This is a genomic window from Streptomyces sp. GQFP (assembly GCF_021545335.1).
Taxonomy (GTDB): domain Bacteria; phylum Actinomycetota; class Actinomycetes; order Streptomycetales; family Streptomycetaceae; genus Streptomyces.
In genome coordinates, this window is sequence record NZ_CP089312.1 from 1,541,485 (window position 1) to 1,555,516 (window position 14,032).

Here is a 14,032-nt window from a genome sequence, read left to right on the forward strand (position 1 = left end):
GGGGCTGGATCTTTTAGCCCGTCCGGCGTTTGAGGACGAGGCCGTTCAGGCCGACAGCGGGGGTCTGGGGGCGCAGCCCCCAGAAGGATGGGACGGGTAGGGGCGGCGGGGGCGAGGAAAATTCAGGCCAGCACCCGCGAACCCCCCACCGGCAGGTCCCACAGGTCCTCTCGCGGCAGGCCTGCCTTCTCCCACGCCGCCCGTACCCGCGTCAGCGGTTCGAGGACCGGCTCGGCCGACAGGACGAACGTCGCCCAGTGCATCGGAGCCATCCGGCGCGCCCCCAGGTCCACGGCCGCCTGCACCGCCTCCTCCGGGTCGCAGTGCACATCACTGAGCCACCACCGGGGGTTGTACGCACCGATCGGCAGCAACGCGAGGTCGATCCCCGGATACCGCTGCCCGATACAGGCGAACCAGTGCCCGTACCCGGTGTCACCCGCGAAGTAGACCCGCTGACCGTCCAGGTCGGTGAGCACCCACCCGCCCCACAGGGTGCGGCAGGTGTCGGTGAGGCCACGCTTGGACCAGTGATGGGCCGGCACGAAGTCGAAGCGGACGCCGCCCAGTTCGGCCGTCTCCCACCAGTCCAGCTCGGTGACGTGGGTGAACCGGCGGCGCCGGAACCAGCGGCCGAGCCCGGCCGGCACGAACACCGGTGTGTCGCGCGGGAGTCTGCGCAGCGTCGGGGCGTCCAGGTGGTCGTAGTGGTTGTGGCTGATGACGACGGCGTCGACACGCGGCAGCGCGCTCCAGGCGACGCCCACGGGGGTGATCCGGGCCGGTGTCCCCAGGATGCGGCGCGACCAGACCGGGTCGGTGAGGACGGTGAGCCCGCCGATCCTGACCACCCAACTGGCGTGCCCCGCCCAGGAGACGGCGACCGTGCGCGCGTCCACGCGGGGCAGCGGGCCGGGTTCGAAGGGCAGACGCGGAATGTCGGCGAGACCTTCCGGCGTCGGCCGTACCGCGCCCTCCCTGGCGAATCTGGCCATGCCCCGGAGGCCGGGCAGCGGAGCGGTCAGGCGGTCGGCGAAGGAACGCGGCCACACCCGGTCGCCGTGCGGCGGCTGAAGCACCTCAGGAGTCGTGGTCGGGCCAGTGCCAGTACCAGTACCTGTGCCTGTGCCTGTGCCTGTGCTGATGCTCTTGGTCGTGGTCGACTCGGACTGCTGCGTCATCGAGGAGGCTCCCGTCGCTGAGCGTCGTCACGGAGATCGTCGAAGATCGATCCCATCAGGGTCAACGCGCGTCGCACGTGTGGCAGTTCCAACGGTTCGGGTGATCTGAGCGACTGCGTCCGTTCCCCGGGCGTGTCGCCGAGCAGCGCGCCCGTGGCCAGCCGGACGCGCAGCGCCGCGAGGTCGTCCCCGAACCGGTGACCGCCCGGCGCGGGCATCCCGAGCCGGGCGGTGAGGAAGTCCTCCAGCTCCTGGGCGTCACCGACACCGTGGGCACCGAGGGCGGTCCGCAGGGGGCCCAGATCGACGTACAGATGGCGGCCCGCGCGCGGGGGCCGGGCCAGACAGCCCGCGGCGATCACCGCGCGGTGCACGGCGACGGCCACGCGCGCGTGCAGGCGTACGGCGGCCGTGAGCCGTTCGGTGACCGGGGCGGGCTCGCCGAGGGCGTAGGCCGCAGCGGCGGCGACCGGTTCGGCGATCCGGGCGTCGAGCGCGGTGAGGACGTCGAGCACGCGCGAGCGTAGGGCGTCGCCTTCGGCGTTCGCGGGGAAGCGGGCGAGGGCGGCGGGCCAGCCCGGCGGCAGCAGCGCGCCGCACAGGTCGGTGACGACGGTGACCTTGTCGGGCAGCATCTCGGCCGGGCTGAGCAGCACGGTGTCGTGCGGCCGGTGCAGGGTGTCGCGCCAGGTCTCGTCGCTGACCAGATGCAGGCCCTCCGCCGCCGCTGCCTCGACGGTCTCGTGCAGGAGTTCGGGCGGGGCGACGGTCGCCGTCGGGTCGTCGGCCACGGAGAGGACGAGCAGCCGGGGATCACCGCCCTCGGCGCGCACCCTCCGTACGGTCTCCAGGAAGGCGTACGGGTCCGGCACGCCCCCGCACTCGGCGGGCGTGCCCACATGGAACACGGATCTGCCCAACGCCCGCACCTGGGGCTCCCACCAGGCCGCGCAGGGCCGGGGCACCAGGACGTCGCCGCCGATCGCGGCGGTCAGTGCGAGCAGCAGGGCCGGGGCGCCGGGGGCCGCGGCCACCCGGTCGAGGTCGGCGGACAGTCCGCGCCGGGCCCAGTAGCCGCAGGCCGCGTCGAGGAGCGCGGGGCCGCCGCCGGTCGGCTGCGCGTCGGGGCGGGTGGCCGCGGCGGCGAGGACGGCGGCGAGTTCGGGCAGTACGGGGAGTCCGTCGCCGGGGAGCGGCGGGCCGTAGCGGACGGGGCCGTGCCCCTGGGGGTCCGTCCGCCGCATGCGTACCTCCGCGCGGTTGCTGGTGCGGTGCCTGGTGGCTGTTTGTGGGTGCTGGTACCCACGGTGACAGGGACCCATGGGAGCCCGCTCGGGTTGCCTCGGCCGGCCGCGCGGACGGCGCGGGCGGCATCCCGGGTCACCCGCGCGCGGACGTGTTCCTGCGGCGGAGCCGGTGTACGGCGGCCCCGGCGGCGCCCGTGATCAGCACTCCCCCGGCGACCAGCGCGGGCACCGAGTCGGTGAACGCACCGCCCTGACCGGCCTCCACCCCGCGCTGCACCGGGGCGGGGGTGGGCTCGTAGGGGTGTGTGGGGACGTGTGTGGGGACGTGCGTGGGAGTGTGCGTCGGGCAGGTGCCCAAGCCCTGGAAGTCGCCGGTCAGGGAGCCGCCGCTCTGGGTGTCGACGCCGTGCGACTGGGTGGCGCAGGTGCCGGTGCCGTCGCGCGTGACGGTGAACGTCGCCTTCCACGCCTTGCCCTGGCCACCGGCCTGCCCGGGACACATACCGTCGGCGGACAGCTCGGAGGCCGGTGCGCCGGCGCTCTGGTCGGCCTCGAAGGTCAGGTCGGGCGCGATCTTCGCGGTGCCGCTGTAGGCGGGGCCGGCCGTCGGGTCGTCGGTGCCGGGGACCTGCTGGAGCTGGACGGTGCCCAGCTCGAAGCCCTGCGAGTGCGCGTCGATCGACACGGGCGGGGTCCCGCCGGTCGCCTCGCAGGCCACGGAGACGGTGACGGTGCCGCCGGGGCCGACGGTGCCCGGGCTGACCTCCCCGGCGGCGTCCGCGGACACGGCCGGGGCCGCGATGCCCAGGGCGGCACCGGCCAGGGCGGCGACGGACAGGACACGGGCGGTGCGGCGCATGGCTGGGCTCCTTCGAGCGGCGGCTGCGGAGCACGTCGGGTGATGCCCCGCATCCCCATGACAGCCCGACGGGGCGTGGGGCGCGCGCGGCCGGACACCATTCGCGGGACGCGCACACCCGAGCGGGTGACACACCCGCTGCCGGTGGCCGACCGCATCCGCCGGTTCCTGCTCGCGCCTCCCTGCGCCGGGGCCCGTACCTGCGCTGCCGACCTGTGGATGTACCCGTGCCGACCGGCATCTGTAAGTGCCGGTGCCAGCACCACCAGCACCACCAGCACCGCCCGACCCTCGCGCACCCCCACCCGCGCTCGCCCAACCACCACCCCCCAACCCGACCGTCAGTTCGACAGGGAGACCAGCTCCCCTTCCAAGCCCCGCCCCCGCCGCGCGACCACACGCGCCGCCACCTCCGACAGCTTGCGGTTGGTGGCCTGTGAGATCCGGCGCAGTATGCCGAAGGCGTCGTCGGCGTCGCAGCCCAGGACGTGCATGACGATGCCGCACGCCTGGTCGACGACGGGCCGGGTGCGCAGGGCGGTGCCGAGCTGCTCCAGTTCGGTGAGGGCGGCGCCGTAGGAGCGGTCGCGGACCAGACAGGTGGCCGCGAGGTCGCCGAGCGCCCGTACGGGACCGTGCGGGGCGTCCTCCAGGGTGCCGGGCCGGAAGCTGTAGAGGCTGAGGGTGACCGTCAGCCCGGAGCGCCGGAAGGGCAGCGTGACGCTGGAGCGGACCCCCGAGTCGAGCGCCACGGCTCGGTACTCGGGCCAGCGCCGCTCGTTCAACAGGTCGGCCGAGTCGACGGGCGTACCGCGTTCGAGGGCGGCCGGGATGGGCCCGTCGCCGGAGCGGAGCTGGACGGTGACGAGGCCCGCGAGGTCGGGATGGGTGACGGCGGCCGAGCGTTCCGGACCCGTCTCCTGTGCGGTTCCGGTGCCTGTCTCGGTCACCATGCTGCTGGCCCCGCAGCAGTCGGCGGTGCAGCGGACGGCCTGCTCGACAAGCTCCGACAGTCTGCGTCCGGGCACGGTCGATTCGGTCGACTCCCTTGCCCAGTGGCCGAGTTGATCGCTGTCCGGCATCGCGCCCACCTCCTTCTTTTCCGCGCCTGCCCGCTTGTCCACAAGGAAAACGGGTTAGGTTCATGTCATGGCGCAGACTGATGAATTCGGTGAGGAACTTGTGGATTTTGTGCGCAGGGTCGCCGAGTTGAAGGCTGCGAGGTCAGTACCGCCCGACGACCTCCCGACCGTCCTGGACGCGGCCATCTTCGAACTCGACCATGTGGCCGACCAGTTGTGGCCCTGGTACGAGCGGCTGTCGTCGACCCTGCCCTCCGCAGGCGCGGGTCAACGGGACCGTCAGGACCAGCAGTTGCTGCGGATGATCTTCCAACAGCTCCCGCTGCCCGTGGCGTTGACGGACCGCGAGACAGTGGTGCGTCGCCTGAACCCCGCGGCGACGGCCTTCACCGGCGCCCGCGCGGGCTATGCGACGGGCCGTCCGCTGACGGGCTTCCTCGTGCACGCCGACCGGGCCGCGTTCCGCTCCCAGGTCGCGGCGGTGGCCCGTGGCGAGGGCGACCGGGGCCTCACCGTACGGCTCCAGCAGCGCCCGTCCCTACCGGTGCACACGACCCTCACCGGGCTCAGACCGAACGGCGAACCCCGCGCCACGGTCCTGGTGGTGCTCCAGCCCGCGGACCTGAGTCTGCCGCCGAGCCGGCCCGAACCGGCGGGGAACCCGGCCGCGGCCCTCCCCGATCTCTCCGAGGCGACCCGGCACGCGACCCTGCTGGACCTCCTGGACGCCATGACCTCGGCCCTGCTGACCTGCCCGTCCCATGATCCGCAGACGGTTCTGGAGCGGGCGGCCGGGGTGCTGCACGGCCGGTTCGCGGACTGGGTGATCGCCGACACGGGCGGCGCCCGTCCGTCCCGTACGACCGTGCTGGGGCCGTCCGGGACGGACACGGCCGGCGTCGCGGCTCAGGATCCCGCCGACTGTCCGCTGGTCGTCGAGGCGGCGCGGGGTGGCTCCCCCGCGCCGCGGGTTCGCCCCGACGATCCGGACGCCTTCGGCCTCGACGCGACCGGTGCACCGGTCCTGGTCCAGGCGAACGTGACGTCCCTGCTGTGCGTACCGCTGACCCGCGACGGCGTCGTCCACGGCGTGCTCACCCTGTTCCGCAGCGGCACACGGCCGGCGTTCTCGCTGGCGGAGGCGCAGACGATGGACATGATGTCCCGTCACATCGCCCTGGCTATGGGTGAGTTGCCGCAGAAGGCGCGCAAGGACAACGGATCACCCGGTCGTTCCGGATCTAGGCGACGTCCTTCATGACCTGGTCCCGCAGCCGGTTGCAGGAGCGGCTGATCAGGCGGGAGACGTGCATCTGGGAGATGCCGAGCTGCTCGGCGATACGGCTCTGGGTCATGTCCCCGAAGAACCGCATGTAGAGGATGTCGCGTTCACGCTCGGGCAGCGCCCGCAGCCGGGGCTTGACGGCCTCGCGGTCGATGACGGTGTCGAGGGCCGGGTCGGCTGCGCCGAGGGCGTCGCTGAGGGAGTATCCGTCCTCGCTGCCGGGCAGTTCGGCGTCGAGGGAGAGCGCGGTGAAGCTCTCCAGGGCCTCCAGGCCGACCTTGACGTCCTCCTCGCTCATGTTGGCGTGCTCGGCGATCTCAGCGACGGTGGGCCTGCGGCCCGGGATGGTCTGCGCCAGGTCCTGGGAGGCGAACCGTACGCGGTTGCGCAGGTCCTGGACCCGGCGCGGTACATGCAGGGTCCACATGTGGTCCCGGAAGTGGCGCTTGATCTCACCGGTGACGGTGGGTACGGCATAGCTCTCGAAGGCGTTCCCGAGTGCGGGGTCGTAGCGGTCGACGGCCTTGACCAGGCCCAGCGCGGCCACCTGGCGCAGATCGTCCATGCTCTCGCCGCGGTTGCGGAAGCGGCCCGCGAGCCGGTCGGCCATGGGCAGCCAGGCCTCGACGATCCTCTGGCGCAGGGTGTCGCGCTGTTGGCCCTCGGGAAGGGCGGCGAGCTTGCGGAACAACTCGGCGGTGTCGGGGGCGTCATGGTGGGGATGACGCTTCGGACTCACTTGGGTTCGCATGATGCGACGCAACTCCCTCGGAGTGCTCAGGGTTGGACGGACGGTCCCCGTGGAAGCGCGCGTCCAGCCCGGACAGACACACCCGGGTCGGCGGTACACCGCTCCCACGGACGTGCCTCCTGTCCGAAGCACTGATGTTGCGGCTGCCCCGCCCCATGCCCGCCAAACAGGTTTTCGGGGACGGGACCTGGTGACTCGGCACAGAACCACTCGTACGTCTCCGCTCCCGGGAGTTCTCATGAGCACCAAGGTTGCCGACCAGGTCCTGCAGCGGCTGCGGGAGTGGGGTGTGGAACAGGTCTTCGGGTATCCGGGCGACGGCATCAACGGCCTGCTCGCCGCCTGGGGCCGGGCCGAGGACCGACCACGCTTCATCCAGTCGCGGCACGAGGAGATGTCCGCGTTCCAGGCGGTCGGTTACGCCAAGTTCAGCGGCCGCCTCGGAGTGTGCGCGGCGACCTCGGGTCCTGGCGCGATCCACCTCCTGAACGGCCTGTACGACGCCAAGCTGGACCATGTGCCGGTGCTGGCGATCGTCGGCCAGACGCATCGCAGCGCGATGGGCGGGTCGTACCAGCAGGAGGTCGATCTGCACTCCCTGTTCAAGGACGTCGCCTCGAACTTCGTGGAGACGGTCACTGTGCCCGAGCAGCTGCCGAACGTCCTGGACCGGGCGATCCGCACCGCGTACGCGCGCCGCGCCCCGACGGCGGTCATCATCCCCGGCGACGTCCAGGAACTCGACTACTCGGCGCCCACGCACGAGTTCAAGATGGTGCCCTCCAGCCTGGACCGCAGCGCGTGGACGACGGTCCCCTCCCAGGAGTCCCTGGTCCGGGCCGCCGAGATCCTCAACGCCGGTGACAAGCCCGCGATCCTCATCGGCCAGGGCGCGGCGGGCGCCCAGCCGGAGGTCGAGCGGATCGCCGAACTCCTCGGCGCGGGCGTCGCCAAGGCGCTGCTCGGCAAGGACGCGCTGAGCGACGAACTCCCGTACGTCACCGGTGCGATCGGGCTGCTGGGCACGCGTCCCTCGTACGAGCTGATGCGCGACTGCGACACCCTGCTGACGATCGGTTCCTCCTTCCCGTACTCCCAGTTCCTCCCGGACTACGGCCACGCGCGCGCCGTCCAGATCGACATCGACCCGCACATGGTGGGGATGCGCTATCCGTACGAGGTGAACCTCGTCGGCGACGCCAAGGCGACGCTGGAGCGGCTGATCCCGCTGCTGGACACGGCGGAGCGGGGCCGTGAGTGGTACGACACGGTGTGCGCGAACGTCGTGCACTGGCAGGACGTGCTGGAGCGGCGGGCCGCGTTGTCGGCCGATCCGATCAACCCGGAGTACGTGGCGCGGGCCCTGAGCCCGCTGCTGCCGGACGACGCGATCGTCACGTCGGACTCCGGATCGACGGCGAACTGGTACGCACGGCATCTGTCGATGCGGCCCGGGATGCGCGCTTCGCTCTCCGGGACGCTGGCCACGATGGGCTGCGCGGTCCCGTACGCGATCGGCGCGAAGTTCGCCCATCCGGACCGGCCGGTGATCGCGCTGGTCGGGGACGGGGCGATGCAGATGAACGGGCTGGCGGAGATGATCACCGCGGCGAAGTACCGCGACCGCTGGACGGACCCACGGCTGGTGGTGGGGGTGTGGAACAACCAGGATCTCAACCAGGTCACGTGGGAAATGCGCGCGATGGAGGGCGCTCCCTCCTTCCTCCCCTCGCAGGAGCTGCCGGACATCCCGTACGCGGCCTTCGCCCGCTCCCTGGGCCTGACCGGCGTACGGGTGGAGCGGCCTGAGGACGTCGAGGCGGGCTGGCGGGCGGGTCTTGAGGCCGACGGCCCGGCGGTGATCGAGTTCCGCACCGACCCGGCCGTCCCGCCGGTGCCCCCGCACGCCACCTGGCAGCAGTTGGAGGCGACGGCCTCGGCCGTCCTCAAGGGCGACGCCGACCGGGGCGCGATGATCCGCCAGGGCCTCAAGGCCAAGGTCCAGGAGTTCCTGCCGGGCCGGGATCGGGGCGGCGAGAGCCGCGCGGGGAGCACCCGGCCGAAGAAGCACCGATGAGGTGGTCCTGTCGGGTGTCGGCACCGGATCTTCGGGTACGCGGCGGACACCCCCGAAGGCTGGAGGCAGTCATGCAGCAAGGCAGCGGCCGTGTCAGCGCCCATCGCGACGACGAGATGAAACACCAGGTCCAGGGCCTGCTGAGGTCCGGCCACCCGACCAGTACCGAGGAGTGGCACGACCCGGAGCCCGCCGCCGAGGACGACCCGCCGATCGCGGGCGGCCCGGTGGCCCCCGACCGCTCCCCGGCCGGGCTGGAGACGGTGCGCTTCGAACTGGCCCGCTTCCTGGGCCGTACGTCCTTCCCGGCCGGTCCGCGCGAACTGCGCGGCCTCCTGCGCGCCGGCCACGCCCCCGACACCCTGGTCGAGCCCCTGGAGCGGCTCCCCAGGAACGCCCGCTACGCCTCCGTGCAGAAGCTCGCCGAGGCGATCGTGAGCGGCGGCCCGGAGTCACGCCCGCGCGACAAGTGACCGCGGCGGCGGGCCGCCGAACCGAGAAAGGACACCGAGGACATGCGTATCGCGTTTCTGACCGCACCCGAGGGTGTCGAGCAGATCGAGCTGACCGAGCCCTGGCAGGCGGTGACCGACACGGGCGACGAACCCGTGCTCGTGTCGACGAAACAGGGCCGGGTGCAGGCCTTCGACCACCTCGACAAGGCGGACACATTTCCCGTGGAGGAGGTGGTCGGCGAGGTACCGGCCGCGTCCTTCGGCGGGCTCGTGCTGCCCGGCGGGGTGGCCAACCCCGACTTCCTGCGCACGGACGAGCGTGCCGTCGCGTTCGTACGGGACTTCTTCGACCGGGGCCGGCCGGTCGCCGCGATCTGCCACGCCCCGTGGACGCTCGTGGAGGCGGACGTCGTCCGGGGCCGGGTGCTGACCTCGTGGCCGAGCCTCGCCACCGACATCCGCAACGCGGGCGGCGAGTGGGTCGACGAGCAGGTGCGGATCTGCGACCACGGGCCCAACGTCCTGATCACCAGCCGTAAACCGGACGACCTGAAGGCGTTCTGCGCGGCGCTCGTGTCCGAGCTCGACAAGTCCGCCGTGGCCGGCGAGAAGGCTGTCTGACGGACTCGGTCACGGCGGGCGAGCTCGGGGCACGGGCGCGTACGGCTACTTCGAACTGTACGAGTCCTGCGCGGAGTTCACACCGATGTTCATTCGTCCGTGCAGCCTCGCTCCCGGGCGCCCTCGCGGGTGCGGCCCGCGGTGATCGGGCGGCGTGGGTGGCGGCGCAGGTACTCGCCCTCCAGGCCCGCCATGCGCGCGTTGTGGGTGCGCAGGGCGTCGTTCGAACCGTGCAGGAGCGTGTCGTGGCGTGTGCGGTGGATCGTCTCCAGCTCGCGCATCAGCTGCTGGTCGTCCAGCCGGCTCGGGTCGACTCCGGTCATGGTGACACCCCGCTCGTCGTGGCGTCCTTCCACTGTACGAAGAACCGGGCGCGCGGGCCTCGTGTGCTACCGGGCCCGCTCCACGCGCCGCTCGTCCCACACAGGCTCCGGGGTCTCCCGGACCCGCCCGTCGCTGCCGAAGACCAGATAGCGGTCGAACGAACGAGCGAACCAGCGGTCGTGGGTGACGGCGAGAACCGTGCCCTCGAACGCCTCCAGCCCCTCCTGGAGGGCCTCGGCGGACTCCAGGTCGAGGTTGTCCGTCGGCTCGTCCAGCAGCAGCGCGGTGACGCCCTCCAGCTCCAGGAGCAGGATCTGGAAGCGGGCCTGCTGTCCCCCGGAGAGCCGGTCGAAGCGCTGCTCGGCCTGCGCGGTCAGCTCGTAGCGGCGCAGCCGGGAACTGGCCGCACCCCGGTCCTGCGCGTGCTCGGACCACAGGATGTCGAGGAGCGTACGGCCCTCCAGCTCGGGGTGGGCATGCGTCTGGGCGAAGTGCCCGGGCACGACCCGTGCGCCGAGCTTCCACTCGCCCGTGTGGTTCACGGTGTCCCCGGCGAGCAGTCGCAGGAAGTGCGACTTGCCGGAACCGTTGGACCCGAGGACGGCGACCCGCTCCCCGTAGAAGACTTCGAGATCGAAGGGTTTCATCAGCCCGGTCAGCTCAAGTCCCTTGCAGGTGACGGACCTTACGCCGGTCCGGCCGCCCTTGAGCCGCATGGTGATGTCCTGCTCGCGCGGCGGCTCGGGCGGCGGACCGGCCTCCTCGAACTTGCGCAGCCGAGTCTGGGAGGCCGCGTACCTCGACGCCATGGCCGGGCTGTTCTCAGCGGCCTGACGGAGGTTCAGCACCAGCTTCTTCAACTGGGCGTGCTTCTCGTCCCAGCGCCGGCGCAACTCATCGAAGCGTGCGAACCGTTCACTACGCGCCTGGTGATAGGTGGCGAAGCCGGCACCGTGCACCCACGCGTCCGCACCGGCGGGCCCCGGTTCGACGGACACGATCTTCTGCGCGGACCGCGAGAGCAACTCCCGGTCGTGGGAGACGAAGAGAACGGTCTTCCGGGTCTCCGCGAGCCGTTCCTCCAGCCACCGCTTGCCGGGTACGTCGAGGTAGTTGTCCGGCTCGTCGAGCAGCAGCACCTCGTCCGTGCCGCGCAGCAGCGCCTCCAGCACCAGCCGCTTCTGCTCACCGCCGGACAGCGTCCGCACCAGCCGCCACTGGGCCTTCTCGTACGGCACCCCGAGCGCGGCCGTGGTGCACATGTCCCACAGCGTCTCGGCCTCGTACCCGCGCGCCTCGGCCCAGTCGGACAGCGCCTGCGCGTACTGCAGCTGGGCGGCCTCGTCGTCGACGGTCAGCATGCCGTGCTCGGCCACGTCGACGGCCTTGGCGGCCTCCTGGATACGGGGCGTGGCGACCGACACGAGCAGGTCCCGTACGGTCGTCTCGTCCCGCACGGAGCCCACGAACTGGCGCATCACCCCGAGCCCGCCACCCACGTTGACGGTCCCGCCATGCGGTTTCAGCTCACCGGAGATCAGCCGCAGCAGGGTCGTCTTCCCGGCCCCGTTGGGCCCCACCAGGGCCACGACGGCCCCTTCCCCGACGCGGAACGACACATCGCCGAGCAGCGCCCTCCCATCGGGGAGGTAGTACTCAAGATGCGCTGCTTCGAGATGTCCCATGGGCCGCATTCTGCGGGCGGACGGCAACCCCGGGCAAACCCATAAACACCCGGCCACGGAAACGCGCCCCGACAGGGGCGCGGGGAACTGCGCGACCAGCCCCCACCGGCCCGCGGCCAAAGAACCGCCTACCCGGCGGAGCCCAGAAGCTCTCCAGCAGGCCCACTCTCACCCGGCCCGGCCGCAGCCACCACCGCCCCCGCCCAGGACACCGCCTTCCACCCATCCACCGGCGACCCCTCCAGAACAACCACACCAGTGTTGTCGAGCCGATGCTCGGCGGCGAAAGCCACGTCGACATTGTCCGCCCGGGCCGCCGCCCACATCCGGATCGCGGCGCCATGACTGACCATGGCGACGGTGCCAACCCCACTCTCGGCGGCCTCCGCCACCACCGCGTCGAACCGCCCGAGCGCCTCGACCCCGTTCTCCCCATCCGGCATGCGCAGCTCCGTGTCACCGGCCGCCCACGCGAAGACGGTGGTCATGTAGAGATCCGCCGCCTCGGCGTCCCCCCGCATCTCCAGGTCCCCGGCGGACACCTCCCGGATCCCGTCCCGCACCAGGACGTCCAGGCCACGCGCCCCGGCCAGCGGAGCGGCGGTCAGCTGCGTACGGATCAGGGTGGACGCGTACAGCGCGTCGATGTCCTCGCCCGCGAGCGCCTCCGGCAGCGCGGCGGCCTGCCGCTCCCCCAGCTCGGTCAGTGCGGCCCCCGGAACTGCGGTGTCCAGCAGATACAACACGTTCGACGGGGTCTGACCGTGCCGGATGAGGAGCAGACGCATACGGGTTTTCCTCTCGCCCTACGACACTTGCGACAAGCCCCACAACACGCACAACCGACGCGTTCGACAAGACAAAAGGGCTCACTTCAGGGTACCCAGAGCGTCATGACCGCAGACATCGACCTCACCGTCCCACTGCCCGGCCGCCACGCCCTGCGCAAACACCTGCTGAATCTGGACTCCCGGCTGTTCGAGACCGCCGCCACCCTGCACTGGCCGGGCGCCGAACGCGTCCTGCCGAGGCTGAGCCGCAGCGCGAACCACGGCGTCCTGTGGATGGCGACGGCGGCCGCCCTGGCGGCCACCGGGAGCCCCAGGGCCCGCCGGGCCGCCGTCCGGGGCCTGGCCTCCCTCGCGGTGGCCTCCGCGACGATCAACACGGTCGGCAAGCGCTCGGTACGCCGGCCACGCCCCGTGCTGGACCCCGTACCGCTGGTCAGGCAGCTGAAGCGGCAGCCGATCACCACGTCGTTCCCGTCCGGTCACTCGGCGTCGGCGGCGGCCTTCGCGACCGGGGTCGCCCTGGAGTCCCGGGGCCTCGGGGCGGTGGTGGCGCCGGTCGCCTTCTCGGTGGCGATGTCCCGGGTCTACACCGGCGTCCACTTCCCCAGTGACGTCCTGGCGGGCGCGGTCCTTGGCGCGGGCGCCGCGTTCGCCGTACGAGCACTCGTGCCGACCCGCGACCAGTCCACGCCCCCCGGCCCGCCGCACGCGACGGCCCCCGCACTGCCCGACGGCGAGGGGCTGATCCTCGTGGCGAACACGGCGGCGGCCACCGCCGACCGGGCCCGCGCACTGGGTGACGTACTGCCGCTGGCGGAGATCGTGGAGTGCGCGCCACAGGACGTACGGGACGAGTTGGAGAAGGCGGCTGCCCGCTGCCAGGTGCTCGGGGTGTGCGGCGGCGACGGCACCGTGAACACGGCCGCCGAGGTCGCCCTGCGGCACGGAAAGCCGCTCGTGGTCCTGCCCGGCGGCACGCTCAACCACTTCGCGCTCGACCTGGGGGTGGCGGACGTCCGGGACGTCGGCCGGGCGGTGCGGCAGGGCGAGGCGGTGCGGGTGGACGTGGGCCGGTTCCGGTCCGGGGAGCAGGAGGGCGTCTTCCTCAACACGTGCAGCCTGGGCGTCTATCCGGAGCTGGTGCGCGAGCGTGAGCGCTGGTCGGACCGGATCGGCGGCTGGCCGGCCGGGGTGGTCGCGGCGGCACGTGTCCTGCGCACCGACAGTCATCCCCTGGAGGCCCAGTTCCGGGGCGGCACACACCCGTTGTGGCTGCTCTTCGCGGGCAACGGCACCTACCACCGCCTGGGCCTCGTACCGGCCCGCCGGCTCGACCTGGCGGACGGGCGGCTCGACGTACGGGTGGTGCACGGCGGCCGGCGGCCCGCGCTGCGCCTCCTGGCGGCGGCTGTGGCGGGCCCGCTGACCCGCTCCCCCGCCCACGCGGGTGTCCGGGTCCACCGTCTCCACGTGGACGACGTGACGCCGGGGACCCTCCTCGCGTACGACGGCGAGGTCACGGAGGTGACGGGCGGCGTGACGCTCGAAAAGCTCCCGGAGGCGCTGACGGTCTACCGCCCGCTCGGCCGGAACTGACCGCCGGTTGTCCACACTCCAAGACGCTGGTCTCATTATTCGGCACGGCTGCGTACGGTGAAGGAGAACGAGCCGAGA

Annotated in this window: 13 protein-coding genes; 5 read left to right on the forward strand and 8 right to left on the reverse strand. The window is 72.2% G+C overall.

The window, feature by feature from the left end; all coding sequences use genetic code 11:
• Positions 1 to 122: 122 nt before the first annotated feature.
• From LUX31_RS06755 to LUX31_RS06770, 4 genes are all read right to left on the reverse strand, one after another.
• On the reverse strand, positions 123 to 1,181 hold the full coding sequence (locus tag LUX31_RS06755) for an MBL fold metallo-hydrolase (protein ID WP_235473859.1): 1,059 nt from the start codon (positions 1,179 to 1,181) through the stop codon (positions 123 to 125).
• Positions 1,178 to 2,425, reverse strand: coding sequence for an aminotransferase class I/II-fold pyridoxal phosphate-dependent enzyme (locus tag LUX31_RS06760; RefSeq protein WP_235473860.1), 1,248 nt, complete (start codon positions 2,423 to 2,425; stop codon positions 1,178 to 1,180). The genes LUX31_RS06755 and LUX31_RS06760 overlap by 4 nt, the downstream gene beginning before the upstream one ends.
• A gap of 136 nt (positions 2,426 to 2,561) precedes the next feature.
• A complete protein-coding gene (locus tag LUX31_RS06765) occupies positions 2,562 to 3,287 on the reverse strand; it encodes a hypothetical protein (RefSeq protein ID WP_235473861.1) in 726 nt (241 codons plus the stop codon).
• Positions 3,288 to 3,628: 341 nt separating this feature from the next.
• Positions 3,629 to 4,369, reverse strand: a complete 741-nt coding sequence (locus LUX31_RS06770) for an ANTAR domain-containing response regulator (RefSeq protein ID WP_235473862.1) — start codon at positions 4,367 to 4,369, stop codon at positions 3,629 to 3,631.
• 67 nt (positions 4,370 to 4,436) lie between these two features.
• Between LUX31_RS06770 and LUX31_RS06775 the strand changes: the two genes are divergently transcribed.
• A complete protein-coding gene (locus LUX31_RS06775) occupies positions 4,437 to 5,630 on the forward strand; it encodes a GAF domain-containing protein (RefSeq protein WP_235473863.1) in 1,194 nt (397 codons plus the stop codon).
• Here the strand turns inward: LUX31_RS06775 and LUX31_RS06780 are convergent.
• Entirely contained in the window at positions 5,611 to 6,405 is a 795-nt protein-coding gene (locus LUX31_RS06780; protein ID WP_235473864.1) for an RNA polymerase sigma factor SigF, read from the reverse strand. The genes LUX31_RS06775 and LUX31_RS06780 overlap by 20 nt on opposite strands.
• Before the next feature lie 238 nt (positions 6,406 to 6,643).
• On the opposite strand from LUX31_RS06780, the gene LUX31_RS06785 reads away from it, so the two are divergent.
• The 3 genes from LUX31_RS06785 to LUX31_RS06795 all read left to right on the forward strand — a co-directional run bounded on the left by LUX31_RS06785 (position 6,644) and on the right by LUX31_RS06795 (position 9,558).
• Complete coding sequence (locus LUX31_RS06785) at positions 6,644 to 8,482, forward strand: thiamine pyrophosphate-requiring protein (protein ID WP_235473865.1); 1,839 nt, start codon at positions 6,644 to 6,646, stop codon at positions 8,480 to 8,482.
• Positions 8,483 to 8,553: 71 nt separating this feature from the next.
• A complete protein-coding gene (locus LUX31_RS06790; RefSeq protein ID WP_235473866.1) occupies positions 8,554 to 8,955 on the forward strand; it encodes a DUF2795 domain-containing protein in 402 nt (133 codons plus the stop codon).
• Between the two features lie 42 nt (positions 8,956 to 8,997).
• Positions 8,998 to 9,558 carry a type 1 glutamine amidotransferase domain-containing protein gene (locus tag LUX31_RS06795; protein ID WP_235473867.1) on the forward strand — a complete coding sequence of 187 codons (561 nt, stop codon included), beginning with the start codon at positions 8,998 to 9,000 and terminating at the stop codon, positions 9,556 to 9,558.
• Between the two features lie 89 nt (positions 9,559 to 9,647).
• Here the strand turns inward: LUX31_RS06795 and LUX31_RS06800 are convergent, their stop codons facing one another.
• The 3 genes from LUX31_RS06800 to LUX31_RS06810 form a co-directional block, all read right to left on the reverse strand.
• Positions 9,648 to 9,881 (reverse strand): DUF6158 family protein, encoded by a 234-nt coding sequence (locus tag LUX31_RS06800; protein ID WP_235473868.1) that lies wholly within the window; start codon positions 9,879 to 9,881, stop codon positions 9,648 to 9,650.
• 66 nt (positions 9,882 to 9,947) lie between these two features.
• Positions 9,948 to 11,567, reverse strand: coding sequence for an ABC-F family ATP-binding cassette domain-containing protein (locus tag LUX31_RS06805; RefSeq protein ID WP_235473869.1), 1,620 nt, complete (start codon positions 11,565 to 11,567; stop codon positions 9,948 to 9,950).
• Positions 11,568 to 11,695: 128 nt separating this feature from the next.
• Positions 11,696 to 12,355: a histidine phosphatase family protein gene (locus LUX31_RS06810; RefSeq protein WP_235473870.1), complete on the reverse strand. Its 660-nt coding sequence runs from the start codon at positions 12,353 to 12,355 to the stop codon at positions 11,696 to 11,698.
• 105 nt (positions 12,356 to 12,460) lie between these two features.
• Here LUX31_RS06810 and LUX31_RS06815 point away from each other — a divergent pair, with 105 nt between their 5' ends.
• Positions 12,461 to 13,954 carry a bifunctional phosphatase PAP2/diacylglycerol kinase family protein gene (locus LUX31_RS06815; RefSeq protein ID WP_235473871.1) on the forward strand — a complete coding sequence of 498 codons (1,494 nt, stop codon included), beginning with the start codon at positions 12,461 to 12,463 and terminating at the stop codon, positions 13,952 to 13,954.
• Positions 13,955 to 14,032 lie beyond the last annotated feature (78 nt).